Source organism: Synechococcus elongatus PCC 6301 (assembly GCF_000010065.1).
Taxonomy (GTDB): Bacteria; Cyanobacteriota; Cyanobacteriia; order Synechococcales; family Synechococcaceae; genus Synechococcus; species Synechococcus elongatus.
Window position 1 is genome coordinate 334,147 of the sequence record NC_006576.1, and the last position, 25,689, is coordinate 359,835.

Sequence of the window (25,689 nt, forward strand, 5' to 3'; positions counted from 1 at the left end):
GAACCGTCGTATGCTGCGCCTCTCCGAAATCAAATTGCCACTGGATCATCCCCCTGAGGCGATCACCACTGCGATTTTACAGAAACTAAAAATTCAGGCGGATGAGCTGCTTGGCTACGAAATTTTTAAGCGTAGCTACGACGCCCGCAAAAAAGACGCGATCGTTTGGGTTTATATCCTCGATCTTAAAGTCAAGAATGAGGCGCAACTACTCAAGCGCTTCCAGAAAGATCCCCACGTCAACCCAACCCCTGATATGTCCTATCGGGTGGTTGCCCAAGCACCGGAAGGATTGACGGAGCGCCCCGTGGTGATTGGTGCCGGTCCCTGCGGGATGTTTGCGGCTTTAACCCTCGCGCAGATGGGCTTTCGGCCGATTCTGTTTGAACGCGGTAAAACCGTCCGCGATCGCACGGCAGACACCTTTGCCTTTTGGAAAAAACGGGGCGAGTTCAACCCGGAATCTAATGCCCAATTTGGTGAAGGCGGTGCGGGTACTTTCTCCGATGGCAAGCTTTACAGCCAAGTTCGGGACCCGCAATACTACGGCCGCAAGGTATTGACTGAGCTTGTCAATTCCGGAGCTAATCCCGAAATTCTTTATGTCAATAAGCCCCATATTGGCACTTTTAAACTCGTGGGTGTTGTTCAGCAAATGCGGGCTCGTATTGAAGCCCTAGGTGGTGAAATTCACTTTCAAAGTCGGGTAGAGTCGCTGCATATTGAAGACCGACAAGTGCGAGGATTGCGGTTGACTAATGGGGACTATATCCCCGCTCGCCATGTGGTTCTTGCGATCGGCCATAGTGCCCGTGACACCTTTCAAATGCTCTTTGATCAGGGCGTTTACATTGAGGCCAAGCCCTTTTCGATTGGCTTCCGCATCGAGCATCCCCAACCCCTGATCGATCGCGCTCGTTTTGGTCCCTTTGCCGGCCATAAATCCCTGGGTGCCGCTGACTATAAATTGGTTCACCACTGTCAGAATGGGCGCACCGTTTACAGCTTCTGCATGTGTCCGGGTGGCTTGGTTGTTGCGGCGACCTCCGAGCCGGGACGAGTCGTGACCAATGGTATGAGTCAGTACTCCCGCAACGAGCGCAATGCGAATAGCGGCATTGTGGTCGGCATCACGCCAGAGGACTACCCTGGGCATCCCTTGGCGGGTATTGATCTGCAGCGTCGCCTCGAAGCCAAAGCCTTTGAGTTGGGTGGTGGTACCTACGAAGCGCCAGGCCAGCTGGTGGGGGACTTCCTCGCCGGTCGCCCCTCGCAACACCTGGGGACTGTTCGTCCCTCCTACGCCCCTGGCGTGCATCTCACTGATCTGAGTGAGAGTTTGCCCGATTATGCGATCGCGGCGATTCGTGAAGCCCTGCCCGCTTTCAATCGCCAGATTCAAGGCTTCGCTCTACCCGACGCCATGCTGACAGGTGTGGAAACACGCACCTCCTCGCCGGTTCGGATTAAACGTGGCGAAGATTTTCAGAGCCTCAACACAACGGGGCTGTTCCCGGCTGGCGAAGGAGCCGGCTATGCCGGTGGCATTCTGTCTGCCGGTATTGACGGCATCAAAGTAGCCGAAGCCGTTGCCCTCGCCATGCTGCGATCGCAACCTCAAACGGTCTAACGCTGGGAGCAAGTTGGGAGAAGTCCGGCGACATCTTAAACTGGTGAACGGTCTTGCAAGGAGCGAACAGTCAGCCGTGCGTCGGATCATCATTGCCGGGAACTGGAAAATGTACAAAACCCAGGCCGAAGCCCTGGAGTTCTTGCAAGCCTTTTTGCCACAGCTCAGCGAAACGCCAGAATCGCGCAAAGTTGTGCTCTGTGCACCCTTCACGACCCTGTCTAGCCTGAGCAAAACCCTCCACGGCAGCCGGGTGCGCGTGGGTGCTCAAAACATTCACTGGGCCAAGGAAGGGGCTTTCACTGGCGAAATCTCGGGAGCAATGCTGACGGAGATTGGCGTTCGCTATGTAGTGGTTGGTCACAGTGAGCGCCGTCAGTACTTCGGGGAAACAGATGAAACCGTCAACCAGCGCTTGCTGGCAGCCCAATCCTTCGGTCTGTTACCGATTCTCTGCGTGGGTGAGTCGAAGCAACAGCGCGATGCTGGTGAGACTGAAGCCGTGATCAGTCGTCAGTTGGAGCGTGGGTTGGTCGGTGCCGATCAAACCAACTTGGTGATTGCCTACGAACCGATCTGGGCGATCGGGACTGGTGATACCTGTGCAGCCGAGGAAGCTAATCGCGTCATTGGCCTGATTCGCAGTCAGCTCAAGGATACTGATGTGCCGATCCAGTACGGTGGTTCGGTCAAACCTGAGAACATCGACGAGATCATGGCGCAGCCAGAAATTGATGGAGCCTTGGTCGGCGGTGCTAGCCTCGAAGCTGAGAGTTTCGCCCGCATCGTCAATTACCAGAGCTAACAGCTCTTGCACCCAGCAGATTCATAAGGATGTTGCTGCTGGGTGTAATCAGGCTTTGATCTCAGATCACAGCCCACACTCATTGGAGGAAGCGATCGCAGCTTCATCAGCTGAACTTCTGACAGTCAGTGCCAATCAAGGACCCTGACAACTAAAGACGAGCAAGCACCTGCTGGCGATAGGTCCAATCATCCAAGCCAAAACCTTGATTCATGCGGTTGCGATCGCCATTCAGTTGCGCAGTCAAGGCACGCGCCCGCTCCCGAGAATCGGGGTGGGTGCTGAGGAAGGTTATGCCGTTATTGCCAAGGCCGGCCAGCTTGTGCATCACTGAAATCAAGCCTGCAGGAGCATAGCCAGCCCGCTCCATAATTCGCAGCCCTCGAGCATCCGCGTCAAACTCAGCGCTGCGACTGTTCGGGCGGTTTAGGGCTAAGTCAACGGCAACTTGAGTGAAGCGATCGCTATCGACACCCAGAGCAGACAATCCAGCTTGCTGTAAGTAACTCTGGCCCAAGCGCTGGGGCAAGTGCCGCCCTTCAATATGGCCGATTTCATGGGCGAGAACGCCGGCCAATTCCGCTTCATTGCTGAGGAAACCGAGCATCCCCGTGGTGATGTAGACGTAGCCACCCATCGTTGCAAAGGCATTGATTTCGCGGCTATCCACCACCTGGAATTGCCAAGGCAGATCAGGGCGATCGCTTTCGGCGGCAAGTCGTTGACCTACATCGTTGACGTAGGCCGCCAAAATGCGATCGCGATTAGGTCGAAAGCGTTGGCTCAGCATCTGCTGGTTCATTTGCCGCCCCAGCTGCACCTCTTGATTGGGGTTGAGGTTGCTAAAGTTCAGGCCCTGAAACAGCTGGATTCCGCCGCGCAGCAGGTTGAGCAGACGCGGGTCAAATTGAGCCTGAGCAGGCCCTGCTGTTAAAGCTAAGGCCGCGATCGCAGCAATTATCGGACGACGCAAAGACATAGATTTCCTAGAGCCCCTCAGAACACTAGAGACGCTCTCTCGATAACCGTCGTTCCATCGCAAGCCGCTTTCTTAACTGGCTGCAAAGCGAATCTTGAGGTAATCATCCTCCATGCTGGCACCCATGGGGCTGAGTGCAGCCAAAGCCTGGGGCAAAACAAGATTGCGGCGATGGTTGCCGATGCGAATGTTCAGCTCATCACCGTTTTTACTAGGGTCAATCTGGCTCTTGGGAATCCCCGGCAAATAGACCTCGAGGTTGTAATCGCTGCCATTTTGGACAACTCGGAGAGTAGTTTCTTTGTAGTAAACCTGCGTTGGATCTTCGTTGGCGTAAAGGGTCTCCTTCAGCCGTTCTAGGGCTTCCAGTCCACACATCTCTTCCGAGTAGAGCGGCACTTCCTTGATTGGCAGAGGGTGAAAATCAGCGTGAATTTCGTCGCGATATTGCTTTTGGTTATCTTTCCAGCGCTGGAAGAAGGGATCCGTAACGCTGTCAGGAATGATCCGATTGGCAATCACCAAATCAGTACCGACGTTGTAGAGGCTGAGATAAGCGTGGGCCCGCAATGATTCTTTGATCACCATCTTTTCGGGGTTGGTGACCAAACGCACCGAGGTAGTCCCCGGATCCGTCAGGACTTTCTCAAGCTCGACCAGCTGTTCGTAGAACTCATAAGGCGCATCCATCACCTCTTTGGTCGGCAGGTTGAAGCCGGCTACCGGGCGAAACAGCGGCTGAACCAGCGGCCGCAACACTTCCGAAACCGCTTGGAAGGGCTTGTAAAGCTTGCGCATGTACCAGCCCGCAACTTCCGGCAGACTAAGTAGCCGCAGCGCAGTGCCGGTTGGAGCCGAGTCGATGATCAGGACCTCATACTCGCCTTCGTCGTAGTGGCGCTTCATCCGCACGAGGCTAAAGATTTCATCCATGCCGGGCAAAATCGCCAGCTCTTCTGCCTCGATTCCTTCTAGACCCCGGGCTTGCAGCACATCCGTGATGTAGCGTTTGACCGCGCCCCAGTTGCCCTCAAGCTCCATCAGAGCATCCAATTCCGCACCCCACAGGTTGGGTTTGACCTCACGGGGTTCATGGCCGAGTTCCATATCGAAACTATCGGCGAGAGAGTGGGCCGGATCCGTACTCAGAACTAAGGTCTTATAGCCGAGTTCCGCACAGCGCAAGCCGGTGGCAGCGGCCACAGAGGTCTTGCCGACGCCGCCCTTACCGGTCATCAAAATTACACGCATGGAGTCCTTGCCCTGATGAGAATCGCTTAAAGATTCGTCAACTTATTCTATCGGTGATTTTTAGTGCGCCGTCGCGGTATCTGTTGGCGTAAAACCGCCCAGGGCGAGCAATCCCAGTAATCGCGGTGGCTGCTAATGGTGCCCTCTGCCGTGAGTTCAAACAGGGTGCGGCCACTGATCTGCGATCGCGGTCGCCAAGGCCAAGGACTGGTCCAAGTCAGCGTCCAGCGGCTTTCGATGCCCGTCTCAGTCGCATGGATGTCATGCAGGGTCAGCTCAGGATCCAGAAACCAGCGATCGATGAAGGCAATCATTTTCTGGTAGCGATCGCGACCCTGAAAGCGCGTCAGGGGATCTTGAAAAAACGCGTCGGGGTCGTAAACCTCGAAGCTTTGATCCTTGGGAAAGCGGGCATAGTCTTGCCGCAGCGTTTCCAGTAGGTCATCCAGCGCGATCGCCATCAGGCTTTCTCCGTGAAGACAGGGGCAGTCAGTTGACGGGCTTGATGGGCCAGGAGTTGATCCTGCGCTTCCGCCAGATTGAGGGCTTGCTGAATGCTGTCGCGATCGACCCAGCCTTGAACCGCAGTCATGGCCACAGCTGACTCATCCGTTCCCCCCGCAAGCACCGGTAATTGCTGCAGGCCGCGCACATCCATCCGCGCGATCGCCTCCGCGAGACTTTCGCCGCAATGCACCCAAATCAACTCTCGGCTGGCGATCGCTAGGAGTGGTTCTGTCGGAGTTGCTGAGAGGCTGCGTTGTAGGTCGGGTAACGTCACTAAACCTAAGACGCGATCGTGGCGATCGTGCACGAGGGCGTGATAACTGGCAGCCTCGATCAGCTGGGCTAGGGCTTGATCAGCCGTTAAGTCACTGGGGAGCCAGCAATCCACCGGACGCAGCGCCACTTCCACAGGCAACCGAAGCGGTAAATCTGGCTCTCGCTTTTGGGGTAACCCGGGCAGATCAGAATGGGTCGCTTTGGGTCGCAGGCGATCGGCCAGCCAAGCACTCAGGCCTGCCGCCGCCATCAGTGGCAGCACAATCCGATAGTCCCGTGTCAATTCAAACAGCAGCAAAATCGCCGTCAATGGAGCACGGACACTTCCCGCCAGTACAGCAGCCATGCCGACCATGGCGTAGGCCGGTGGCGTCGCGATCGGAATCCAGGAGGTTGGGAAAAAAGCCGTTAACACCCAGCCGTAGAAGCTACCCAAAACGGCACCGAGGAACATCGCGGGAGCAAAGCCCCCGCCCACAAAGCCACTGGCTAGACAGAGCGCCGTGAGGCCGAGCTTACCGATCAGCAAGAGCACCAACGTTAGGGGCGTCAGGCTCATGCCACTGAGTAGCCCCTCAATTGTTTCGTAGCCGACGCCCAGTACTTGAGGGAACTGGAGCGCAACGAGCCCGACAATCAAGCCAGCCAACGCAGGCCGCAGCGATCGCGGAATTCGTCCCAAGACTGCACCGATCGCGGTTTCGCCGCGAAAGGCTTGCTGCAGCACCTGCACCAGTGCCATGTAGCTACTGGATACCAAGCTAGCGAGCACGCCCAGCCCCAGATAGAGCGGCAGTTCTAAGGGCGATCGCACGACGTAGTCTGGCAGGGAAAAAGCCGGTTGTGCTCCTAGCCCCACTTGCGCAACCAGCGCCGACAGGACGGCCGCAATCAAGACGGCACTGACGGCTGCCCCAGCAAAACTGGTGCCCAGCACGACTTCGAAGGCAAAGAAAACCCCTGCGATCGGGGCATTAAAACCAGCTGCAATCCCAGCCGCAGCCCCAGCGCCAATCAGCAACAGCTGCCGCTCGCGCGACATTTTGGCCCAACGGGCGATCGCCAGCCCTAAGTTGCCGCCACTCTCCACACTCGGTCCTTCCGGCCCCAGAGAAGCGCCACTGGCCAGCGAGAGTGATGCGGCAAAAAGTTTCTGCGGTGTCCGCAGCGGTTCATCACCACCAGTCCCACGCGCTAGGCCAATCAACCCCGTCATACTTGGCCCAAAACGCGGCCAAATCAGGATCAGACCGCCCATCACCAGACCGCCCAGTAGGGGAATGAGCGCCAGGGTTTGATGGCCACCCCAAGCTGAGAGCGTACTGGTGAGCCAGCTAAACACCCCTTGATGCAAGGACTCGTAGAGCAAGTGGAAGCCTACGATCGCAGCACCTGTGCTCAGCCCAACGCCAGCCGCGAGCAGCAGTAGGTAGGACTCAGGGCTAAACAGCCGCACCAGAGGATTGCTCCAGTGCAGCCCGACAGGCGGATTGGGAATCTCAGCAACAGGAGGAGGGGTCGTCATGGCCTAGCCAATCCGGGATCTTCTTCGGGTCTAGCGCAATGGGAGCTGTTCCTAGCGCCGACCAATCGACTGTTGGTAGGCCGGCCGCTGCGTCAGACGGCGAATGTAGTCCTGCACAGCGGGGTAGGGACTGAGGTCGAAGTCCGGGAAGAACATCGGCACGTAGGCCAGATAGGAACCCACGGCGACATCTGAAACACTGAGGCGATCGCTCACCAGATACTCACGCTGACTGAGCAGGGTATTGAGGCTCCCCAGCAACCGCGGCGCTTCTTTGGCGCGGTTGGCTTCTACAAACAGGCCAGGGCCCAGCGTCGCATTGGCAAACAACACCCACTGCGCTGCGATCGCGCGGTCTTGCGGGGTCTGCAGCTCGCCAAATTTTTCAGCGAGGTAGAGCAAAATCGCACCAGATTCCCAAAGGGTGAATGCGTCGTCGACCAGAGCTGGCACTTTGCCAAAGGGATTGAGTGACAAAAAGGTCGGTTGCCGATGCTCACCTGCTGCCATATCGACGGCAACAGATTCGTAGGGCTGACCGAGTTCTTCGAGGTACCAGGCAACAAGAGAAGCGCGGGTGCGAGCGCTGCCGTACAGCTTCAGCATGGGTCGCGTTCACGAGAGGGTCGTTTCCACTCTACGGTGAAGAAACCTGCATCCTGCTAACTGATGACCCGCGATCGCTTACTCACCCACCGCCAGCAATTCCCAGCGCTCCAAAACAAGGCCTATTTCAACTACGGCGGACAGGGGCCGCTCTCAACGGCAGCGTTGACAGCGATTCAAACTGCTTTCGCCGATAGTCAGCAGCTTGGACCTTTTTCCCTGGCAACTGGTCAGCGAGTCGAGCAGATTAGCGATCGCCTGCGAACGGATCTGGCAGCGCTGCTTCAGACCCAGTCCGAGAACATCACCCTGACTGAAAATGTCTCGGTCGGCTGCAACATTGCGCTCTGGGGGGTGGATTGGCAGGCCGGCGATCGCCTTTTGATCACCGACTGCGAGCATCCCAGCGTCATCGCTACCGCACAGGCGATCGCCCAACGCTTTGGCGTAGAGCTGGATATTTGGCCGTTGCAGGCTGCTGTTGTCGCCGGTCAGGATTTAACTGAAGCGTTTGCAGCGCAACTCAACTCCCGAACGCGACTCGCTGCGATCAGTCACGTCCTCTGGAATTACGGCACAGTTCTGCCCCTCGCCGCGATCGCCGAACAAGCGCACCGTCAGGACTGCCTGCTTTTGGTCGACGGAGCGCAATCGGTAGGGCTGTTGCCGCTAGATCTGCCCGCTACTGGAGTCGATTTCTACGCCTTCACCGGCCATAAGTGGCTCTGTGGCCCCGAAGGAGTGGGTGGTCTCTACAGTCGACCGGAGTCCCGCGCCACTTCTCTGCCGACTTGGTTGGGCTGGCGAGGGGTCGAAAAGAATACCCAGGGCCGACCGATTCGCTCTAAAAGTGATGGTCGTCGCTACGAAATTGCGACCTCGGCTTATCCGCTCTATGCGGGTCTGAGTGCTGCGATCGCCCAACAAGCTGATTACGGGACGATTGAGGATCGCTACAATCGCAGCCGCCAACTGGCCCAGTGGCTCTGGCAGTCGTTACAGGCATTACCAAAGGTGCGCTGCCTCGCAACCACACTGCCACAAGCTGGGCTGATTTCGTTTCAAATCGATAGCTCTCAGTCCCCGTTCAAAATCGTTAGCCACCTGGAAGGCCAAGGACTGCAAATTCGCAGTTTGGTCGGCCCAGATTGTCTCCGGGCCTGCTGTCACTACCTGACTTTGGAAACTGAGTTGGAGTCGCTAGTTGCCGCGATCGCCCAGATCTAGTGACTCGCTGTAGTTAGCTTTGCATTCTTCAGCGCCCGCAGCCGCCGCGAGAAGCTCCGGATCACATCCAGCGCAAAGGTCGGTGTTTCTTGGATGGCAAACAGGAAGCGCCGGCGGTCGAGACGAGCCAGTCGGCAGTCTTGACGCGCGATCGCAGTGGTGGCGCGAAACTTCTGGGCTTGGACGAGAGCACCTTCCCCAAAAACATCACCTGCTTGCAGGACTTCAACGGTGCGATCGCCCACCTTGAGCTCTACCTCACCGGCAAGAATGCCATACATTTCTGCGGCAGCCTCTCCCTCCGAAAAGATGACACTCCCTGCTGGAATCAAAAGATCTTCCGCGTCACGTTGGAGTGCTTTGACGGTCGATGCAGGTGCAAACATGGGCATTCCCCCTCCCCGGGTTAGCAGTGGAAAGAGCTAGAGAGACTTATCAGCATCGCCAAAAATGGTGTTCGCAGAAAAGCTCTTAAACGGTTCTTAACCTAAGGGTTAACCTAACGCATTCCAAGTCGCTGTGATCAACGACACCGTTTGCCAAGCGATCGCGATGTGATCAGCGTTCTTGCAGGCGCCGGCAACTGCCCTTCAGAATGAACAGTGAACTGTCCCTCACCCGCAACCCACCATGAGCCAACCCAATCGTTTCGCAGGCGGCTTCCTTTTGGGTGCTGTCTTTGGCGGCATTCTCGGCGGCGTCTTGGGAGTAGCCCTCAGCCAACGCTCCGCTGCAGCGCTGAATGCGGGTGCAGAACGGGACGGTGACGACGATCGTGATCCAGAAGGTCCAATCGATAGCACTCGGCGCGGCCTCGAGGACAAGATTGCTCAGCTCAGCGATGCGATCGATGACGTTCAGCAGCAGTTGCGTAATGTGCAGCCGCTGGCTGATCTGCAAGCCGACGACTGACTCGACTGATTCTGCGGGTGTGATCTCAGATTGATCAGGATATTTCTGGGCAGCGATCAACGTCGGCTAGTCAGACTTGCTGCGATCGCTACTGCCACCAGAGATCTCAAGTCAAGCTGGCGGCAATCGCGGTTTCCAAGAATCGGTAGAGGTCTGCGGCTTCTTCGCCTCGGAGCGAGCGGTCTTTGAGGTCTTGCAGGACAGGCGTGAGCTGGTCGCAGCGATCGCGGTAGGCCTGATGCTCCGCCAATTGATCGGCAAAGACGCTAGCCTCGATTGCCTCAGGGGTGACCTGTTCACTCAACAGCACGGGTGAGGCAAATTCCCGACCGCTGACGTCGTAGCGCAGGTTAAAAATCAGCGCCCGACTTTGTTGGTGAAGCTGCGCTTGCAGCGATCGCGTATCGAACTCTGAGCGCGGGAAGGCCACAGAGCCACTGATTCGCAGCTCAACGATTGCTTCTTGCGTAGTTCCGGTGGCAATCGCCTGCTCAACCGTTGCGATCGCGGCGGCTTCCAAGTCTGCGGGTGACCAATCTACGCGCGTTTCAAGACGCAAACGGACTATAGGCCGCTGCAGATAGTCCCGTTGCAAAGTGACTTGCGGTTGCTTCTGGCCTGACTTCAATTCCACCGACAGCACGCCCCGAGGCGCTTGATCCTGGCCTTCGGCAATACTGTTCGCTTCCACCGAACCGGGATTAAAGACCCAGTTTTCTAGCTCGTAATACTTATGAATATGGCCAAGCGCGAGGTAGTTCACGCCCGCTTCACGCAGGGGCAACAAATCCTCGTAGCGCAAGGCGCCGCTATAGCGGGCGATCTGGCCTTCCACGCCGTGATGAAACAGCATCACGGTATGTTCAGGGCCAGGCGGTAAAGCGCGAATATCCGCAGCCAAAAGACGAATCATCTGCGGAGCGGCGGAGCCATACCAACAGGAGCCCAGGATCCGCACGCCGCAGTCGAGGTCGATGTAGCTGCCAGTGTGGGTTTCGGGATCCCAGGGTTGATAGCGGTTATCGCCTTCGGCAACACTCGCTTCTGGCTCCAGCAAAATCAGGCCATACCATTCGGCGAGGTAGCGGAGCCAACTACTACGGCTACCGTAGGGCCGATGATCATGGTTTCCCTCGATCGCGATCGCGGGGATCTCAGCTTTCTTCAGCAGGTCTAGCACCAGCAACGCCTGACTGAGAATGGCCGGCTGCACCACTTTGTGTTCGAACAAATCGCCGGCAATCACCACAAAATCGACCTTAGGGTCAATCGCATAGCGAACGAGCGCATCTTCGAGAGCGTGAAAGAAGTCGGTGGTGCGCTTGGGATTGTTGTAGCGATCGAAGCCTAAATGAACATCCGCTAGATGCAGAAAACGCGCCATATCATCGCCAGACTTCCAGCCAGCAGTTTAACGGCGATCGCTCTTGCATTGCTGAGGGCCTAGGGCACCTAGGCGGACCGCTGATAGAGCTCAGCCACAGCTTCTAGGGGCAAGCGCGATCGCACGGTCAGGCTTAGATCCGAGCGATCGCCCACTGCGAGGTGAGCCGCTGCCGCACAGGCAATCATGGCAGCGTTGTCGGTACAGAGCGAAAGCGGCGGAAAGAGCGTTGTGATGCCATGCTCAGCTGCCGCTTTGCCCAGTTGTTCGCGCAGACCGCGATTAGCTGCAACCCCGCCCCCCACGGCGATCGTGGTTAACCCCTCATCCAAGGCTGCTGCGATCGCTCGTTTGGTCAGGCTGCGAGCCACTGTCGCTTGGAAGCTGGCTGCCAGATCCGCGATCGGAAGGTCTTCAGATTCTGCCCGCAGGCGATCGCAAAGCCGCAACATTGCTGTTTTGAGACCACTAAAGCTGCAGTCGTAGGGGTGATACCCCCCACCCGGCAGGGAAATTTGGCCTTCTGGCAGCGGAAACGCTTTGGGATTGCCATTGGCTGCGAGGCGATCGATCACGGGCCCACCGGGATAGCCCAAGCCCATCAGTCGGGCGACTTTATCAAAGGCTTCACCGGCCGCATCATCGCGGGTTTGCCCAAGGGTTCGGTATTGGCCACAGCCATCGACTCGAATCAGGCTGGTGTGCCCGCCCGAAACCAGCAGCGACAGGAACGGCGGCTCCAAGGAGGGCTCCTGTAAATAGGCCGCGAAAATATGACCTTCGAGGTGATGAACGCCCAAAAACGGTTTGTTGTGCAGCAGCGCCAGTGTCTTAGCAGCCATAGTGCCAACTAGTAGAGCGCCGACTAAACCGGGTGCAACCGTCGCTGCAATCCCATCGATCGCCGACCAATCAAGGCCTGCCTCAGAGAGGGCGAGCGCGATCGCGGGATTGACGGTTTCTAGATGCTGCCGCGCCGCCATTTCCGGCACAACTCCGCCGTAGCGACGGTGCAGATCAATCTGCGAACTGACAATGCTGCTGAGAATGTGACGATCCTTTACGATCGCCACCGCTGTTTCATCACAACTTGTTTCAACTGCTAAAACGGTTGTCATCAACTGATACGGTTCCTGATAAAGCTTTCCCGAAGCTTCGGGATTGATTCTATTCGGAAACGAGTGCTTGGCGCTCGTCTTCGAGTTTTTGTACTGCTGGTCGGAGTTCGATCGCTCTTATCGATCGCGGCTCCCAATGCGACTGTTCTGTCGTCACTTCTCGAAGGAAGCCAGTTCATGCGTCGACTGTTTGCTGTCGTGCTCGCCGCCTGTCTGTGGCTGGGCTTTGCTCCCCAGGCTTCGGCTGATGTTGCCGGCCTAACGCCCTGTAGCGAGTCCCCCCGTTTCATCCAACGGGCTGAAGCCGCTGCAACTCCCCAGGCGAAAGCCCGCTTCGAAAACTACTCCCAAGCCCTTTGCGGCGCGGATGGTCTGCCCCACCTGATCGTGGATGGCCGCCTCGATCACGCGGGTGATTTCATCATCCCCAGCTTGCTGTTCCTCTACATCGCCGGCTGGATTGGCTGGGTGGGTCGTTCCTACCTGCAAGCCATCAAGTCTGACAAAGATGCTGCAGGCAAAGAAATCGTGATCGATGTGCCCTTGGCCGTCAAGTTTTCCTTGACTGGTTTTGCTTGGCCCTTGGCAGCGTTCCAAGAGTTCAGCAGCGGTAAGCTACTTGCGAAAGCAGACGAAATCACCGTCTCGCCCCGCTAAGATTTCTGTCGTTTTACGGAGCTGAATGCTAGCCATGGATGGTCTCAAACGTTATCTATCTTCTGCCCCAATTCTCGCAACGATTTGGTTTGCGATTACTGCTGGCATCCTGATTGAATTCAATCGCTTCTTCCCTGATTTGCTCTTCCATCCCCTCTAGGAAAGCGTCAGAAATCAAGTGACACTTAGAACCGGGTTGAGTCTATGACTGAGCCCGGTTTTCGTTTATGGACTTGTTGTTCAAGGGGCATGCACAAAGAACTTATGGCAGTCTCTAATCAAGTTAGGACGGTTCGTGAAGATGGGCATCCTCTGGGACTGTCTCAACTGAAACAATGGCTGCTAAGGAAACGTAGCCAGCAGCACAATCCATGAGATCAATCTACGATCGCCCTTAGATCTCGATCGCCGCTGGTGAGATGGAAGGCGATCGCACCAGTTCGGAACAGCGGCAGTGAGTGCCCGCATTTCGAGCGACTGGTGACGCCTGCTCAAAATAAATGAGGGAAGCAATGCTTCCCTCTTCCACTTCCTCGCTGTTCGGCTTAGAGCCTATCTGACCGTTAAGGACGGTGGCGATCCCCCAAAGTTCCCGAGGATTTCAAAAAAAATTTGATTCCTGAAACTCCCTGACCGATCGCCTGTTGATTGCAGTCTTCGGGTCGCGATCGCCCCTGACCAATCGGGCAGCGCCACCCAAACCACCCAGACATCGACCAGCAAGAGCAGCAGCGTCAGGACTAGCAGAATAATGTACATCCAAGGTTGGGAGAGGGGGCGCACATCGCGCATATCAATCGTTGTTCGCGCTTGCAGCAGGCGGGTGAGTTCCGCAAACCCAGCAATGCGCATTGGCAATAAGTAGCCTTGGCCTTGCTGATCAATCAGGTAGTAAACCAATCCACCCTGTCCAGTCGATCGCGGTTGGATGCGAGCGATCGCTTCCCAAGGCAACTGCCACTGCCGCCGTAGGAACCAACGGCACCAGGTGGGATAGCGGACTTGAATCCCTGCAGAGCTAACTTCGACCTGTTCACTGAGGGCGGCGTAGACCAGGACAAAGCCGATCGCTAAACCCACTTGCAGCCAGCGAGGGGAAACAGGTGCTTCCGTCACTTCCGCTAAGCTCGCGAGGGGACTGGTGAGCGCTAGGTAGAGCAGCAATAACGTGCCGCGAATCAAGGGCGAAATGCGATAAACCCGTTGCTCTGGCAAAAATTCAGTCGTCATTGTGCGATCGCTCTCCACCAAAGACTTCAGCCTCACGGCCCACCCACCATTCACCCAGACCCATCAGCTCTTGGTGCAATTCCGCGATCGCAGCTTCATAAGCGGCGGGTTCCATGCAATCGCGATCGTCTTGCAGCTTTTTCAGACGCAACTGCAACAACAACCAAGGTTTGCCGACTCCCTCAGTTGCACTGATGTAGCGTCCTAGCGCATCGCTGTCTAAATCCATTGCCTTAGACCAAACCCAAGTCAGCGGCGACCCGGTGGCCACAGGCGTAACCTGAGAAAGCCACTGCGTTTAGTCCCTGACCGGGGAAAGTGCTGTCGCCGACGCAGTACAAACCAGGAATTGCGGTGCGATTGAAGGGCATCCCCAGCAAGCCTGCCAATTTACGACGCGGAATTGGCCCATAGGTGCCGTTTTGCCGACCCAAAAAGCGGCGATGGGTGCGGGGCGTACCGACTTCTTGATAGTCGATCGCGCTGCTTAATCCCGGGAAGATCGCCTCCAATCGCTGAATCAGTTTTGCGGCCGCTGCTGCCTTGCGATCGCGGTATTCACTGGGGCTGAGGTTATCCCATTCACCCAACCAGCTGGGCGTGAAGGTGTGAATAATGTGGCGATCGGGCGGAGCTAAAGAGGGATCGAGCAGGGTCGGAATCGAGACAAAGATTGTGCCTTGTTCCACTTCCAATTCATCCCAATTTTCCAGCAGGATGTGGTGGCATTCTGTGCCAGCTGGCAGCAAATCGGCTTTGACTCCGAGATGAAGACTGAGGAAACTGGGCGACTGGCGATAGCGTTGTTGCCAGCGCTGTTCCTGAGCGGGTTCTTGTTGTGGCGGTAGCAGTTCGCCAAAGGTATTCCAGCGGGTGGCGTTGGAGATAATTCGCTTCGCGTAGAGTTTTTCACCATCCGCCAATTCCACGCCGATCGCTCGACCCTTTTCGGTAAGAATGCGGGTGACTCGGGCTTTATAGCGGATGCTGCTGCCCTTAGCTTCCAGACCGGCCACCAGCTTTTCAGCAATGCGGCCAACACCGCCCTTGGGATAGTTAATTCCGCCGTAGTGGCGATCGCTAAAGACCATACCAGCATTGATCATCGGTGTCATCGTGGCAGGCACCACCGACCAGCAGTAGCACTCCATGTCGATGAACTTCAGCAGATCGGGATTGCGAATGTAGCGCCGTGCAATATCACCAACATTCTGGGGCAGATATTTGACCAGGCCCAAGCAGGCCAAAGGGTGTTGCAGGAAGACATTGAACAGATACTTCGGTTCCTCGAGCGACAGTAGTGGCATCGCATTAAGGCAGTTGAACACCTGCCAACACTCGTCGTAAAAACGACGAATTCCCTCCGCTTCCTGGGGGAACTGGGCGATCAGTTCTTGTAGGAAAGCTTCGTAGTCCCGATGCACCTTGAGATCGAGCTGGTTCGGCAAGTGGTAATGAATCTGCACCGGATCGGGGATAGTTTCCAGCGCTTGCCCAACATCGGCCAAGGGGGGAGTCAGCAAATTAGTCGTGCCGGGATCGCCAAAGCCAAAGATTATCGATGCGCCGAAATCGAAGCGATAGCCTTCCCGCTCGAACCAGCCCGCACTTCCGCCCGGAATCAGATAGCGCTCGAGCACCAAAACCTTTGCGCCTTTGGCTGCGAGCTGGGTTGCCGTCACGAGTCCGCCAATGCCCGAGCCAATCACGATGGCGTCGTAGGCGGGTGCAGCGATCGCAGCAGTCATAGCAGGTGTCAAACAGGTTCGATTTCTGAGTGTAGCCCGCTCAGCCTCGGCCCCAACGCAGAAAAAAAGGGCGACCCACCGCCGCCCCAAATGCCGATCCTGCTTGGCTGTGTGCCCAAGAGGAGAAGAGAACACGTCGCCCACTACTGTAGGGCGAACTGCTATTTAATGCAATAGATTCTCAATAAATAAATTGATCAAGCGCTGACCAGGTTGCGATCACCTTCTGATAAGTTACCTAGAATCCTTGACGAATAACGCGATCGCTGCGTAGTTACTCGCTGGGATGGTCGAGCGATCGCCAAGAGGGATTATCAATTATTGAAAAACTGTTGCGTTTGGCAAAAGCTACAGATTAGGTCTACCGTCCTAACCACCGTGGGACGAGAAGCCTTGGCTTCGGTTGGGGTTCAGTCCGTCACTAAAAATCAGAATCAGCATCCACCGCTTCGGCCGATCAGCCCTCAAGGCAGCCACGCCCATCTGTCAGCAAGAGCCGCTCTTCCCGCGAGTCATACTCGAACAGTTCTACGTAGCACCCCCAGTCCACCGCAGTAGTGAACTGCTGTTTGGCCCCTAGTCGAGGAGACTGATTTTCCCACAAGTTCAGGAAGAAGCCGGTTTGCAGCGAGTAGCTGCGACGCTCGCGCAGGGTTTGCACGATGCTGCTGATCCCAGAACTGTGCTGCAGCACCTGTTGCCGAAATCGCTTCTTAATGGGCAGGATCGTTGTTGCAGCAAAGTCTTTGCCGATCGCCGTCAATTGCACTTGACCCTGCTCAAGCTCGGCAAACTGCAACATCACGGCCGCATCAATGAGTGGCAATCAATCATCGACTTCCAGTTGCAAACGCTTCGCAAGTTTAGGAATTATGCGACAGGCTGAAGTTTGCGCGTCAGTTATGTTTGACCTTCAATCGCTGTCAGATCCTTGGAATACGTTGAGTTTTTATTGTGGGAGTTTCTCTGAAAGCACGACTTAATCCACATCCAATTCCCAGCTTCCTTGCATGACTCTGCAAGTCACTTGCTCTGAATGACGGTAGCAATGATTCTTGGAACTGATCAGGATCAATAAAGCCCTATTGGAATGGTTCTCCTGTCGCTATTGGCTAACACAACCACTCTCTCATGATGGCTTAACTCGAGGGTGATGTTGAGCCCAGAGAATCGCGAGATGTTGCGATCGCGGCCGGAGAAGAAAACTCGCTAATCCAGTGCAGGTCAGCCCCCAGGTCAATCACCCCTTCACAGAAGCGATCATTAACCACCTCAAACACCAGCGCCTCATCAATCCAGTCGTAAACCTCGCAATCTTCACTGGTGATTGCAATGCTGATAGTGTAAACCCCCGCATTAAGTTGGTTTCGCCAGCGAAAACTCAACTCCGGAGAACTACCAGCAGCCAAAGCCTTCGGTCGTTTCTCGAGCTGTAGATTGTTGGTTCCATAGATCACAACCCCGTATAGATTGCGAATCGATAGACCAATCAGGGCATCAGGTAAATCCTGATGAATTTGCAATTGGAAAGTGAGGGTCAGGTCACCGCCTTGGAGCACCTTATCAGCCTGCAGACCTGAGCCGCTGAGCCAAGCTTTCGAAATCGTGGCGCGGCCATTGCCATGGCGATTGGGATGAGCGGCCTGCTCGACATAGCAGAGACCGGCCTGTTGGGTTTCCTGCGCCAGCGGTCGATAGTTGTCCCGATCCTCCAGCCCCAACAGTTGGTTGTAGTGATTCAGCACCCAATTGGGATTGCCTCGCTCTAGAATCCGGCCGCCCTCCAGCAGAACTGCTTCATCACAAAGCATCCGCACAGCGTTGGCGTCGTGGGAGACAAACAGAATCGTGGTGCCCTTTTCCTTCAGTTCGCGAATTCGCTTCATACAGCGGGCTTGAAAGCGGGCATCACCAACCGCTAACGCTTCATCAACAATCAACAACTCCGGATCAAGGTGAGCCACTACCGAAAAAGCCAACCGCACCATCATGCTGCTGGAGTAGGTTTTGACCGGCTGATCTAGGAAGTCACCAATTTCGGCAAAGGCAACGATCTCAGCAAAGCGATCGCGAATTTCTTGGGGGGTCAGGCCGAGCAACTGCCCATTGAAAAAGACATTCTGGCGGCCGGTAAATTCTGGATTGAACCCACTGCCCAGCCCCAACAGCGCTGCTACACGGCCACGCACCTTGACCCGGCCACTACTAGGGGTCAGGGTTCCTGCCACAATCTGCAGTAGGGTGCTTTTGCCCGCGCCATTGCGGCCAACAATGCCTATTGTGCGACCGGGCTCTACCTGCAAACTAATGTTTTCCAGTGCTTGGAAGGTCTGCACCCGGGAGGTACGAGGAAATAGCAATTCCCAAAGGCGATCACGGGGATGCCTGTAGCGCTGGAAGCATTTGCTCACAGCCTCCAATTCCAGCACAGGATCCATAGAGGTATTGCCTATCACTCGCCAACCAGCTGTGGGGTTGAGTTTACCGCAGCTCTCCTTGCTTCTCGACCCAGCCCCTGCTGCAGCGATCGCAGTGGGGACTGATGCCTTAGCCAGCAACATTGATTGACATCCGGGAGAGCCACCGTAAGGATGATGCGAGAACAGTCGTGAGCTTGACCCCAGCAGGATTCACCGAGCAGCAGGGTCAGCCCATCAGTCTGGCGTTGCGATCGCGATAGTTGGCATGGCAGATTCTTCGGCAGTTCAGCAGCATCCTCTCTTTGCCAATCTCTCAGCCGAACAACTCGCTCGGCTGACCCAAGCCAGTCGCCCGCGACACTATCCAGCAGGCCAAGCGGTGCTTCTGGAACATGACTGGAGTGATGGTTACTACTTGATCACAGCAGGGATTGCCAAAGTCGCGATCGCGAGCTCCGGCGGCGATGAAGTCATTGTGGGACTACTAGGGGCAGGGGAGTTGTTTGGCGAACTGCGGGCGCTGGGTTTCGAGGCCCGAACCGCAGAAGTCACTGCGCTCACAGCGTTGCAAGTGATTCATCTGCAATCTACGCCCTTGAGCCAAGCCTTGCAGGTTGAACCGCAGCTCGGTCTGCGTCTAGCCCAGGGGTTGGCACGACGACTTTTGGAGACCAATCGTCGCTTTGCCTATCGCAGTGAGGATGCCACTGCCCGTGTGGTTGAGGCCTTGGATTGTCTGGCCCAAAAAGCAGCACTCCCCCAGACGACCAGCGCTTGGCAACCCGTCCCCCTGATCAACGTCAGCATTGTTGGGAGTTTGGCCGGGATGGCACGGGAGACCGCCTCTCGGGAGTTGAGCACCCTAGAAAAGCGGGGTTTCCTCGTTCGCAAGTCCGATCCGTGGCAGCTGTCTGTGCAGCTCTTGAGGCGCTATGGCCTCCGCGCGGAGAGTGCTTCCTGATCGAGCCTTGCTGCTAAAGCGATCGCAGGCAGCCCATCAACGCTACTGTGATCGATCTCACAAGCGCCCCTGATCCAGCGCACAGCATTGGGACGATCGCCGCCGCAGGCTAGAAGCAACCCGCACTCAGCAGGCTTGCTCTGCACTCGACCATGGCTGCACCCACTCCCATCACTCGGACCGCAGTATTGGTGAACAGTGGTCTTTGTACCGCCGCTCTATTGTTGCTGTCACAGTTGATGACTCTGCCGCCATCGCCACTGCCGATCGCTCCAGGATTGCCCGTCGCCCAACGGCCCAGCAGCTAATCCAGATAGCGATCACACCACAAGGACGGACTCGGTTTCGACGCGATCGCACCGAGCTAGAACAGTTGGCTCAACGTCTTAAAATCACATAATTCAGCGGTCATCGCTTCGCGGCAGAGCTGACGAAAATGGCGCACCGGCGGCAGACTGAGTTGCTCCTCAGGAATGACCAGCTTGATGCGACGAGTCAGGCGCGGTTCTGCAGTAGGGCGAATCACAAGGCGCGGATCATGTCGGGCATCGACCAAGGCGGCTTGCGGTAACAGCGCCAGCCAGTAGCCTTCTCGCACCACCCCCCGAAAGCTGTCAAGGGAGTTGAGTTCGAGACAACTATTCAGCTCTAACCCCAACTCTCGAAAGCGCTGCTCGACCAAGCGCTGCATCCCGTAGCCATCCTTAAAGACAACTTGGGGGACATGACTGAGTTGCTCCCACGCGATCGCCTTTTGGTCAGCAAGAGGATGATCAACGGAGAGCAGAACCTGCACTTCCTCTTCGAGCAGCAAATCCACCACGAGACCGGCACTAGTGGTCAAAGTGGGCGAGTCCATCACGATCGCCAAATCAATCAAGCCATCCCGCAGCACTTTCAGCGCGCGATCGCTGCCAAGGGTACTTACGCGCAAATGAATGGAGGGCCACTGCTGCTGAAACCGGTTGAGGACAGCGGGCAGATAGCAGCCGCCGATCGAGTCTGCGATCGCCATGCATAATTCGGTTTGACGCCCCGTCAGCAACTCTTCAATTTCAGTGCAAGCGGTTTGCCACTCTTGGCAAATGCGACGCAGCCGTGGCAGTAAACGCTCACCTGCTGCCGTCAGTTTCATCCGCCCCTGACGCCGAAACAGGGCAATCCCTAGCTCATCTTCCAATCCCTTGACTTGGCGACTGATCGTGGATTGATTACAGCCGACTTTTTGGGCTGCTTCTTGAAAACTTCCGGTTTCCGCCACCCGCAGCGCGGCTTGGAGCTGTTCTAGGCGCATGGCGACCCTTCCCACTCCTTAATCAGCGTTCGCACCGCCGTCAGCAGGGGTTCATCCGCAGGGGTATTCAGCAGCGATCGCAATTGCGACAACGCGCTACGGTCATCGAGCTGCTTGAGGCTATAGAGGCAATCGGCCGGGCGCGGGCAGTTGGGCAACCACCGCAGCAGCAACAAGGTTGCCGCTCGTTTGTGGGGGTGCTGCCCCAGGGAACGGAGACAGGCTTGCCAATCGGCCGTTGTCCAAGCCGTTGTCGTCAGGCGGGACAAGCGAGTCAAGGCTTCTGTTGTGCGAGCATCGGCCAGGGCGGCCAGCGCTTCGGTGCGACCCCGACCCGATTGCATCGCGATCGCAACCAAGTAATCCCATGCTTCTGGCGTCGCGATCGCGGCAATTCCCCAAACTGCCACCTGCACAATGCTGGAGTCATGATCCTCCGCACCTGCCCGAAAGATCGCCAGCCGTTCACGCACCGTAAATAATTCCGAACTCCGCACCGCTTCCAAGGCCGCGCGGCGCACTTGAGGATCGGGATCCAAGCAGAGCTGTTGAAGATGCAGGCGACTGCTAGAGTCCCGCGCCGCCCCCAAGGCGGTAGCTGCCTGCGATCGCCATTGAGGATCAGGATCGCTACTCAAATCCCGGAGTTGCGTTAGCAGAGCCGGATCCTGACTGCTGGCTAAGGCCGGTAGTAGCCAAGTCCGTTCAGCTAAGTCGGCTAGGGCCGCTTGAATGATGTCAGTTGCATTCGACCCCTGGGCCAGCCAAGCTTTATAAATTTCTGTTTTGACCAAACCATCCCGACATAACTCGGTCAGGGCTTGCAAAACAGCGGGGATGCGATCGTGCTGCCAGAGACTGCAAAGGTGAGCCAATAACCACTGCGTCTGCCAGTCATCAGGTATCGCTTGGCAGCGCTGCAACCCAGCTTCGAGGACGCGAACATCAACTGTTTTGGCCAGTTGCTGAACCTGTCGCCAACAATGTTCAAAATCACCGCTTGGCCAGCCGTCACTCTCTGCAAACGCTGCATCAGTCATGTGCAATCAATACAGGTTAAAAACCATGCTAATGGCTCCACCTAAGCGGGCTTCAGAGTCAAGGCTTGTAGCAATTGCTACTAAAAACTGCGATCGCTGCTGAAATGAGCTGGAATTCTGTCCCTCTCAGCTCAAAAAGTATCAATGATTACTTAATGTTTGTTCTGCGCAAACTTCTTGCAGAACATGCATGATTTACAAAAAGTTGTAGTTTCTGTTACCAATTGCGAATCGAGAACTGCCTAATCTGCCGAGTATGCAAGCTGCTTTGTAGGCAGATGAATCCATGGCTCAAGCCACCGCTACTACTGAAAAACTCAATAAATTTGAGAAGCTAAAACTTGAAAAAGATGGTCTCGCTGTCCGCGACCAAATTCAGCATTTTGCCTCGATTGGCTGGGAAGCAATGGACCCCGGCGATCGCGAACATCGCTTGAAGTGGCTGGGTATTTTTTGGCGACCCGTTACGCCAGGCCGGTTTATGGCACGGCTCAGAATTCCCAGCGGCATTCTGCAGAGCCAACAGCTCAATGCTCTAGCTAATTTTCTACAACGCTACGGCGACCAGGCCAGCATTGACATCACCACTCGCCAAAACTTACAGCTTCGGGGTCTTTTGTTAGAAGACACACCGGAATTTTTAGAACGATTGCATGCAGTGGGCTTAACCAGTGTGCAGTCGGGTATGGATAACGTTCGCAACATCACTGGCTCGCCGGTTGCTGGACTCGATGCTGCAGAGTTGTTTGATACGCGATCGCTCATTCAAGCGCTTCAAGATGATCTGACAGCAGCTGGTCAAGGGAATTCTGAATTCACCAATTTGCCGCGCAAATTCAATATCGCCATTGAGGGTGGACGAGATAACTCGATCCACGCAGAAATCAATGACTTAGCATTTACGCCGGCTTATCAAGATGGCACACTCGGGTTCAATGTTTGGGTGGGGGGCTTCTTCTCCTCGACCCGAGTGGCACCAGCCATTCCTCTTAATGCTTGGGTGCCGGCGGACCACAGCGTGATTCGACTTAGCCGAGCCATTCTCGAAGTCTTTCGTGACAATGGCTCACGGGGCAATCGCCAAAAAACTCGCCTGATGTGGCTGATTGATGAGTGGGGGATCGAGCGCTTCCGCCAAGTCGTTAGCGAAGCCTACGGAGCGCCCTTAGCAGCGGCAGCTCCCGAGCTAATGGACTGGGAGAAACGCGACTTCCTCGGTGTCCATCCCCAAAAGCAAGCGGGTCTCAACTTTGTTGGCCTGCATGTGCCGGTCGGTCGCCTGACAACCGAAGACCTCTACGAGCTCGCCCGTCTGGCCGACACTTACGGTCAAGGGGAAGTGCGACTGACCGTTGAGCAGAATGTCATCCTCACCCACATTCCCGATGCGCAGCTGCCCACTCTCCTCGCCGAGCCACTGCTGACACGGTTCTCGCCCCAGCCAGCCCCCCTGAGCCGTGGCACCGTTTCTTGCACGGGGTCTCAGTACTGCAACTTTGCGCTGATTGAAACAAAGCAACGAGCGATCGCGATCGCCCAATCCCTCGAAGCAGAACTCGACCTGCCGCGACCAGTTCGCATCCACTGGACGGGCTGCCCCAACTCCTGCGGTCAACCGCAAGTCGCTGACATCGGCCTCATGGGAGCCAAGGTTCGCAAAGACGGCCAGATGGTTGAAGGCGTTGACATTTTCTTAGGCGGCAAGGTTGGCTACGACGCCCACCTCGGTGAAAAAGCGATGACCGGCGTCGCCTGCGAGGATTTGCCCGACGTGCTGCGCCAACTGTTGATCGAGCGATTTGGGGCTCAAGCGCGATCGCACTAGAGCCCACTCTTCACCTAGACCGGAACCCGAACAATTTCCACCCTTTTCTCCACTTCCAAACATCATGAGTCAATTTTCTCGGCGCAAATTCCTGTTGACGGCGGGCGGAACTGCAGCAGCAGCCCTCTGGCTCAATGCCTGCGGTAGCAACAACAGCTCCACTGATACGACTGGTTCGACTTCAACCCCGGCTCCCAGCGGTACGAGTGGCGGCGATGCGCCAGAAGTCAAAGGTGTGACCTTGGGCTTCATTGCCCTGACCGATGCAGCGCCGGTGATCATCGCCCTCGAAAAAGGTTTGTTCGCCAAGTACGGCCTACCCGACACCAAGGTCGTCAAGCAAACCTCTTGGGCTGTCACCCGCGACAACCTTGAGTTGGGCAGCGATCGCGGCGGCATCGACGGTGCCCACATCCTTAGCCCAATGCCCTACTTGCTGACGGCGGGCACGATCACCAAGTCGCAGAAGCCGCTGCCGATGTACATCTTGGCGCGACTCAATACCCAAGGTCAGGGCATTTCGCTTTCCAACGAGTTTCTGGCTGAAAAGGTTCAGATTAAGGATCCAAAACTGAAGGCGATCGCCGACCAGAAGAAAGCCTCAGGCAAACTGCTGAAAGCAGCAGTCACTTTCCCTGGCGGTACCCACGACCTCTGGATGCGCTACTGGCTGGCAGCCAATGGCATTGATCCCAACAATGACGCCGACCTGGTGGTGATTCCGCCGCCACAGATGGTCGCCAACATGCAGACCGGTACCATGGACACCTTCTGTGTGGGTGAGCCGTGGAATGCACGCTTGGTCAACAAAAAACTCGGTTACACCGCTGCTGTGACTGGCGAACTCTGGAAGTTCCACCCCGAAAAAGCGCTGACGATTCGCGCAGATTGGGCAGACAAAAATCCCAAAGCAACAATGGCACTGCTCAAGGCTGTGCAAGAAGCCCAAATCTGGTGCGAAGATCCCGCCAACTTGGATGAGCTCTGCCAAATCACTGCTCAAGACAAATACTTCAAAACCAGCGTCGAAGACATCAAACCCCGCCTCCAAGGCGACATCGACTATGGCGATGGCCGGTCGGTCAAAAACTCTGACCTGCGGATGCGCTTCTGGAGTGAAAACGCCTCCTTCCCCTACAAGAGCCATGATCTCTGGTTCCTGACTGAGGACATTCGCTGGGGTTATCTGCCCGCTTCGACCGATACAAAAGCCTTGATCGAGAAGGTCAACCGTAGCGATCTCTGGCGCGAAGCTGCTAAGGCGATTGGTCGCGAGCAAGATATTCCGGCTAGCGATTCCCGGGGGGTAGAGACCTTCTTTGACGGTGTCACCTTCGACCCTGAAAATCCCCAGGCCTATCTCGACGGTCTCAAGTTCAAAGCCATCAAAGCCTAAGTCGTCCTGTTCACGCCTGCGATCGCGCGATCGCAGGCACTCACCCCGCCCCTGTCATGACTGTCACGCTTCGCCCCCCCAGTTCTGTCCGTCGCTCTGCTTGGGTTAAAAATCCAAAGCTCAAGCCCTTTCTGCCCTACGTTGTCTGCCTGCCAATTTTTCTGGCGATCTGGCAAGTGATCTCGGCCATCCTCGGCCAAGATCGGCTACCTGGCCCGATCAACGTTGTGGCCAACACTTGGATGCCCTACATCGTCGAGCCCTTCTTTGATAACGGCGGTACCAGCAAAGGTCTCGGCCTCCAGATTTTGATCTCCCTCCAGCGGGTAGCGATCGGCTATCTCTTGGCAGCCTGCACGGGCATCTTGGTCGGTGGTGTTCTAGGGATGAGTAAATTCCTGGGCAAAGGGTTGGATCCGGTGATCCAAGTCTTGCGAACAGTGCCGCCCTTGGCTTGGTTCCCTATCTCCTTGATGGTGTTTCAAGATGCCAATACCTCGGCAATCTTCGTCATCTTTATCACGGCGATCTGGCCGATCATTATCAATACAGCCGTGGGAATTAACCAAATTCCCGATGACTATAACAACGTTGCTCGCGTCCTAAAGCTGAGCAAAAAAGATTACATCCTCAACATCCTGATTCCTTCGACCGTTCCCTACGTTTTTGCAGGTTTGAGAATTGCGGTTGGCCTAGCGTGGCTGGCGATCGTCGCTGCTGAGATGCTCAAAGCGGACGGTGGCATTGGCTACTTTATTTGGGATGCCTACAACGCAGGGGGTGACGGTAGCTCGAGCCAGATTATTCTGGCCATCTTCTACGTCGGTTTAGTCGGTCTTAGTCTCGATCGCCTCGTGGCTTGGGTCGGTCGGCTCGTCAGTCCTGTCAGTCGCTAGGG

The 25,689-nt window shown here is 56.1% G+C and carries 26 protein-coding genes; 11 read left to right on the forward strand and 15 right to left on the reverse strand.

Features of this window, described 5'->3' with window-relative positions:
- Window positions 1-10: 10 nt before the first annotated feature.
- Entirely contained in the window at window positions 11-1,630 is a 1,620-nt protein-coding gene (locus tag SYC_RS01495; protein ID WP_011242603.1) for an NAD(P)/FAD-dependent oxidoreductase, read from the forward strand.
- Between the two features lie 76 nt (window positions 1,631-1,706).
- Complete coding sequence (gene tpiA, locus SYC_RS01500; protein WP_071818116.1) at window positions 1,707-2,435, forward strand: triose-phosphate isomerase; 729 nt, start codon at window positions 1,707-1,709, stop codon at window positions 2,433-2,435.
- Between the two features lie 151 nt (window positions 2,436-2,586).
- On the opposite strand, the gene SYC_RS01505 is transcribed toward tpiA, so the two are convergent.
- From SYC_RS01505 to SYC_RS01525, 5 genes are all read right to left on the reverse strand, one after another.
- Window positions 2,587-3,414 (reverse strand): M48 family metallopeptidase, encoded by an 828-nt coding sequence (locus tag SYC_RS01505; protein ID WP_011242605.1) that lies wholly within the window; start codon window positions 3,412-3,414, stop codon window positions 2,587-2,589.
- A gap of 72 nt (window positions 3,415-3,486) precedes the next feature.
- Complete coding sequence (locus tag SYC_RS01510) at window positions 3,487-4,665, reverse strand: TRC40/GET3/ArsA family transport-energizing ATPase (RefSeq protein ID WP_011242606.1); 1,179 nt, start codon at window positions 4,663-4,665, stop codon at window positions 3,487-3,489.
- Between the two features lie 47 nt (window positions 4,666-4,712).
- Window positions 4,713-5,126, reverse strand: coding sequence for a DUF2358 domain-containing protein (locus SYC_RS01515; protein ID WP_011242607.1), 414 nt, complete (start codon window positions 5,124-5,126; stop codon window positions 4,713-4,715).
- Complete coding sequence (locus SYC_RS01520; protein WP_011242608.1) at window positions 5,126-6,973, reverse strand: chloride channel protein; 1,848 nt, start codon at window positions 6,971-6,973, stop codon at window positions 5,126-5,128. Before SYC_RS01520 ends, SYC_RS01515 begins: the two co-directional genes overlap by 1 nt.
- A gap of 51 nt (window positions 6,974-7,024) precedes the next feature.
- Window positions 7,025-7,579 (reverse strand): glutathione S-transferase family protein, encoded by a 555-nt coding sequence (locus SYC_RS01525; RefSeq protein ID WP_011242609.1) that lies wholly within the window; start codon window positions 7,577-7,579, stop codon window positions 7,025-7,027.
- 63 nt (window positions 7,580-7,642) lie between these two features.
- On the opposite strand from SYC_RS01525, the gene SYC_RS01530 reads away from it, so the two are divergent.
- Entirely contained in the window at window positions 7,643-8,806 is a 1,164-nt protein-coding gene (locus SYC_RS01530; protein ID WP_011242610.1) for an aminotransferase class V-fold PLP-dependent enzyme, read from the forward strand.
- Here the strand turns inward: SYC_RS01530 and SYC_RS01535 are convergent.
- The gene (locus SYC_RS01535) at window positions 8,803-9,192 is read right to left on the reverse strand and encodes a cyclic nucleotide-binding domain-containing protein (RefSeq protein WP_039755728.1); all 390 of its coding nucleotides are present in this window, start codon (window positions 9,190-9,192) and stop codon (window positions 8,803-8,805) included. The two genes, SYC_RS01530 and SYC_RS01535, sit on opposite strands and share 4 nt — an antisense overlap.
- Before the next feature lie 244 nt (window positions 9,193-9,436).
- Here SYC_RS01535 and SYC_RS13480 point away from each other — a divergent pair, with 244 nt between their 5' ends.
- Window positions 9,437-9,718 (forward strand): hypothetical protein, encoded by a 282-nt coding sequence (locus tag SYC_RS13480; RefSeq protein WP_011377937.1) that lies wholly within the window; start codon window positions 9,437-9,439, stop codon window positions 9,716-9,718.
- Between the two features lie 106 nt (window positions 9,719-9,824).
- On the opposite strand, the gene SYC_RS01545 is transcribed toward SYC_RS13480, so the two are convergent.
- The gene (locus tag SYC_RS01545; RefSeq protein ID WP_011242612.1) at window positions 9,825-11,102 is read right to left on the reverse strand and encodes a metallophosphoesterase family protein; all 1,278 of its coding nucleotides are present in this window, start codon (window positions 11,100-11,102) and stop codon (window positions 9,825-9,827) included.
- A 68-nt stretch (window positions 11,103-11,170) separates the two neighbouring features.
- Window positions 11,171-12,220, reverse strand: coding sequence for a tRNA (adenosine(37)-N6)-threonylcarbamoyltransferase complex transferase subunit TsaD (gene tsaD, locus SYC_RS01550; RefSeq protein WP_011242613.1), 1,050 nt, complete (start codon window positions 12,218-12,220; stop codon window positions 11,171-11,173).
- 177 nt (window positions 12,221-12,397) lie between these two features.
- On the opposite strand from tsaD, the gene SYC_RS01555 reads away from it, so the two are divergent.
- Together SYC_RS01555 and psaJ are read left to right on the forward strand one after the other, a co-directional pair.
- Complete coding sequence (locus tag SYC_RS01555; RefSeq protein WP_011242614.1) at window positions 12,398-12,877, forward strand: photosystem I reaction center subunit III; 480 nt, start codon at window positions 12,398-12,400, stop codon at window positions 12,875-12,877.
- Window positions 12,878-12,911: 34 nt separating this feature from the next.
- Window positions 12,912-13,037 carry a photosystem I reaction center subunit IX gene (gene psaJ, locus SYC_RS01560; RefSeq protein ID WP_173282512.1) on the forward strand — a complete coding sequence of 42 codons (126 nt, stop codon included), beginning with the start codon at window positions 12,912-12,914 and terminating at the stop codon, window positions 13,035-13,037.
- Between the two features lie 392 nt (window positions 13,038-13,429).
- Here psaJ and SYC_RS01565 read toward each other — a convergent pair whose 3' ends face one another.
- The 5 genes from SYC_RS01565 to SYC_RS01585 all read right to left on the reverse strand — a co-directional run bounded on the left by SYC_RS01565 (window position 13,430) and on the right by SYC_RS01585 (window position 18,266).
- Window positions 13,430-14,107, reverse strand: coding sequence for a hypothetical protein (locus tag SYC_RS01565; RefSeq protein WP_011242616.1), 678 nt, complete (start codon window positions 14,105-14,107; stop codon window positions 13,430-13,432).
- On the reverse strand, window positions 14,097-14,336 hold the full coding sequence (locus tag SYC_RS01570; protein WP_011242617.1) for a hypothetical protein: 240 nt from the start codon (window positions 14,334-14,336) through the stop codon (window positions 14,097-14,099). The genes SYC_RS01565 and SYC_RS01570 overlap by 11 nt, the downstream gene beginning before the upstream one ends.
- A 4-nt stretch (window positions 14,337-14,340) precedes the next feature.
- Window positions 14,341-15,855 carry a carotenoid isomerase gene (gene crtH / locus SYC_RS01575; protein ID WP_011242618.1) on the reverse strand — a complete coding sequence of 505 codons (1,515 nt, stop codon included), beginning with the start codon at window positions 15,853-15,855 and terminating at the stop codon, window positions 14,341-14,343.
- A gap of 457 nt (window positions 15,856-16,312) precedes the next feature.
- Complete coding sequence (locus tag SYC_RS01580; protein ID WP_011377933.1) at window positions 16,313-16,657, reverse strand: AAA-associated domain-containing protein; 345 nt, start codon at window positions 16,655-16,657, stop codon at window positions 16,313-16,315.
- Between the two features lie 337 nt (window positions 16,658-16,994).
- Complete coding sequence (locus tag SYC_RS01585; RefSeq protein WP_234701789.1) at window positions 16,995-18,266, reverse strand: ABC transporter ATP-binding protein; 1,272 nt, start codon at window positions 18,264-18,266, stop codon at window positions 16,995-16,997.
- 274 nt (window positions 18,267-18,540) lie between these two features.
- Between SYC_RS01585 and SYC_RS01590 the strand changes: the two genes are divergently transcribed.
- Both SYC_RS01590 and SYC_RS13715 read left to right on the forward strand, forming a co-directional pair.
- Window positions 18,541-19,236 carry a Crp/Fnr family transcriptional regulator gene (locus SYC_RS01590; protein ID WP_011242621.1) on the forward strand — a complete coding sequence of 232 codons (696 nt, stop codon included), beginning with the start codon at window positions 18,541-18,543 and terminating at the stop codon, window positions 19,234-19,236.
- 152 nt (window positions 19,237-19,388) lie between these two features.
- On the forward strand, window positions 19,389-19,544 hold the full coding sequence (locus tag SYC_RS13715; protein ID WP_155813857.1) for a hypothetical protein: 156 nt from the start codon (window positions 19,389-19,391) through the stop codon (window positions 19,542-19,544).
- Window positions 19,545-19,600: 56 nt separating this feature from the next.
- On the opposite strand, the gene SYC_RS01595 is transcribed toward SYC_RS13715, so the two are convergent.
- Window positions 19,601-20,530: a LysR family transcriptional regulator gene (locus tag SYC_RS01595; RefSeq protein WP_011242622.1), complete on the reverse strand. Its 930-nt coding sequence runs from the start codon at window positions 20,528-20,530 to the stop codon at window positions 19,601-19,603.
- Window positions 20,521-21,570 carry a HEAT repeat domain-containing protein gene (locus SYC_RS01600; protein WP_011242623.1) on the reverse strand — a complete coding sequence of 350 codons (1,050 nt, stop codon included), beginning with the start codon at window positions 21,568-21,570 and terminating at the stop codon, window positions 20,521-20,523. The genes SYC_RS01595 and SYC_RS01600 overlap by 10 nt, the downstream gene beginning before the upstream one ends.
- A gap of 286 nt (window positions 21,571-21,856) precedes the next feature.
- Between SYC_RS01600 and SYC_RS01605 the strand changes: the two genes are divergently transcribed.
- The 3 genes from SYC_RS01605 (at window position 21,857) to ntrB (ending at window position 25,687) form a co-directional block, all read left to right on the forward strand.
- The gene (locus SYC_RS01605) at window positions 21,857-23,395 is read left to right on the forward strand and encodes a ferredoxin--nitrite reductase (protein ID WP_011242624.1); all 1,539 of its coding nucleotides are present in this window, start codon (window positions 21,857-21,859) and stop codon (window positions 23,393-23,395) included.
- A gap of 64 nt (window positions 23,396-23,459) precedes the next feature.
- Window positions 23,460-24,791, forward strand: coding sequence for a CmpA/NrtA family ABC transporter substrate-binding protein (locus SYC_RS01610; protein ID WP_011242625.1), 1,332 nt, complete (start codon window positions 23,460-23,462; stop codon window positions 24,789-24,791).
- 56 nt (window positions 24,792-24,847) lie between these two features.
- Window positions 24,848-25,687 carry a nitrate ABC transporter permease gene (gene ntrB / locus SYC_RS01615; RefSeq protein ID WP_011242626.1) on the forward strand — a complete coding sequence of 280 codons (840 nt, stop codon included), beginning with the start codon at window positions 24,848-24,850 and terminating at the stop codon, window positions 25,685-25,687.
- The last annotated feature ends 2 nt before the right edge of the window (window positions 25,688-25,689 follow it).

What these genes read in the sequence shown, in the direction of transcription:
- SYC_RS13480 (WP_011377937.1), top strand. Translation starts at nt 9,437, where the DNA reads ATGAGCCAACCCAATCGTTTCGCAGGCGGCTTCCTTTTGGGTGCTGTC.
- SYC_RS01610 (WP_011242625.1), top strand. Translation starts at nt 23,460, where the DNA reads ATGAGTCAATTTTCTCGGCGCAAATTCCTGTTGACGGCGGGCGGAACT.
- SYC_RS01545 (WP_011242612.1), bottom strand. Translation starts at nt 11,102, where the DNA reads ATGGCGCGTTTTCTGCATCTAGCGGATGTTCATTTAGGCTTCGATCGC.
- SYC_RS01570 (WP_011242617.1), bottom strand. Translation starts at nt 14,336, where the DNA reads ATGGATTTAGACAGCGATGCGCTAGGACGCTACATCAGTGCAACTGAG.
- SYC_RS01495 (WP_011242603.1), top strand. Translation starts at nt 11, where the DNA reads ATGCTGCGCCTCTCCGAAATCAAATTGCCACTGGATCATCCCCCTGAG.
- SYC_RS01555 (WP_011242614.1), top strand. Translation starts at nt 12,398, where the DNA reads ATGCGTCGACTGTTTGCTGTCGTGCTCGCCGCCTGTCTGTGGCTGGGC.
- SYC_RS01505 (WP_011242605.1), bottom strand. Translation starts at nt 3,414, where the DNA reads ATGTCTTTGCGTCGTCCGATAATTGCTGCGATCGCGGCCTTAGCTTTA.
- SYC_RS01535 (WP_039755728.1), bottom strand. Translation starts at nt 9,192, where the DNA reads ATGTTTGCACCTGCATCGACCGTCAAAGCACTCCAACGTGACGCGGAA.
- ntrB (WP_011242626.1), top strand. Translation starts at nt 24,848, where the DNA reads ATGACTGTCACGCTTCGCCCCCCCAGTTCTGTCCGTCGCTCTGCTTGG.
- SYC_RS01520 (WP_011242608.1), bottom strand. Translation starts at nt 6,973, where the DNA reads ATGACGACCCCTCCTCCTGTTGCTGAGATTCCCAATCCGCCTGTCGGG.
- SYC_RS01605 (WP_011242624.1), top strand. Translation starts at nt 21,857, where the DNA reads ATGGCTCAAGCCACCGCTACTACTGAAAAACTCAATAAATTTGAGAAG.
- SYC_RS13715 (WP_155813857.1), top strand. Translation starts at nt 19,389, where the DNA reads ATGGCTGCACCCACTCCCATCACTCGGACCGCAGTATTGGTGAACAGT.
- SYC_RS01590 (WP_011242621.1), top strand. Translation starts at nt 18,541, where the DNA reads ATGGCAGATTCTTCGGCAGTTCAGCAGCATCCTCTCTTTGCCAATCTC.
- SYC_RS01580 (WP_011377933.1), bottom strand. Translation starts at nt 16,657, where the DNA reads ATGTTGCAGTTTGCCGAGCTTGAGCAGGGTCAAGTGCAATTGACGGCG.
- SYC_RS01565 (WP_011242616.1), bottom strand. Translation starts at nt 14,107, where the DNA reads ATGACGACTGAATTTTTGCCAGAGCAACGGGTTTATCGCATTTCGCCC.
- SYC_RS01510 (WP_011242606.1), bottom strand. Translation starts at nt 4,665, where the DNA reads ATGCGTGTAATTTTGATGACCGGTAAGGGCGGCGTCGGCAAGACCTCT.
- crtH (WP_011242618.1), bottom strand. Translation starts at nt 15,855, where the DNA reads ATGACTGCTGCGATCGCTGCACCCGCCTACGACGCCATCGTGATTGGC.
- SYC_RS01530 (WP_011242610.1), top strand. Translation starts at nt 7,643, where the DNA reads ATGACCCGCGATCGCTTACTCACCCACCGCCAGCAATTCCCAGCGCTC.
- SYC_RS01600 (WP_011242623.1), bottom strand. Translation starts at nt 21,570, where the DNA reads ATGACTGATGCAGCGTTTGCAGAGAGTGACGGCTGGCCAAGCGGTGAT.
- SYC_RS01595 (WP_011242622.1), bottom strand. Translation starts at nt 20,530, where the DNA reads ATGCGCCTAGAACAGCTCCAAGCCGCGCTGCGGGTGGCGGAAACCGGA.
- SYC_RS01515 (WP_011242607.1), bottom strand. Translation starts at nt 5,126, where the DNA reads ATGGCGATCGCGCTGGATGACCTACTGGAAACGCTGCGGCAAGACTAT.
- psaJ (WP_173282512.1), top strand. Translation starts at nt 12,912, where the DNA reads ATGGATGGTCTCAAACGTTATCTATCTTCTGCCCCAATTCTCGCAACG.
- tsaD (WP_011242613.1), bottom strand. Translation starts at nt 12,220, where the DNA reads ATGACAACCGTTTTAGCAGTTGAAACAAGTTGTGATGAAACAGCGGTG.
- SYC_RS01525 (WP_011242609.1), bottom strand. Translation starts at nt 7,579, where the DNA reads ATGCTGAAGCTGTACGGCAGCGCTCGCACCCGCGCTTCTCTTGTTGCC.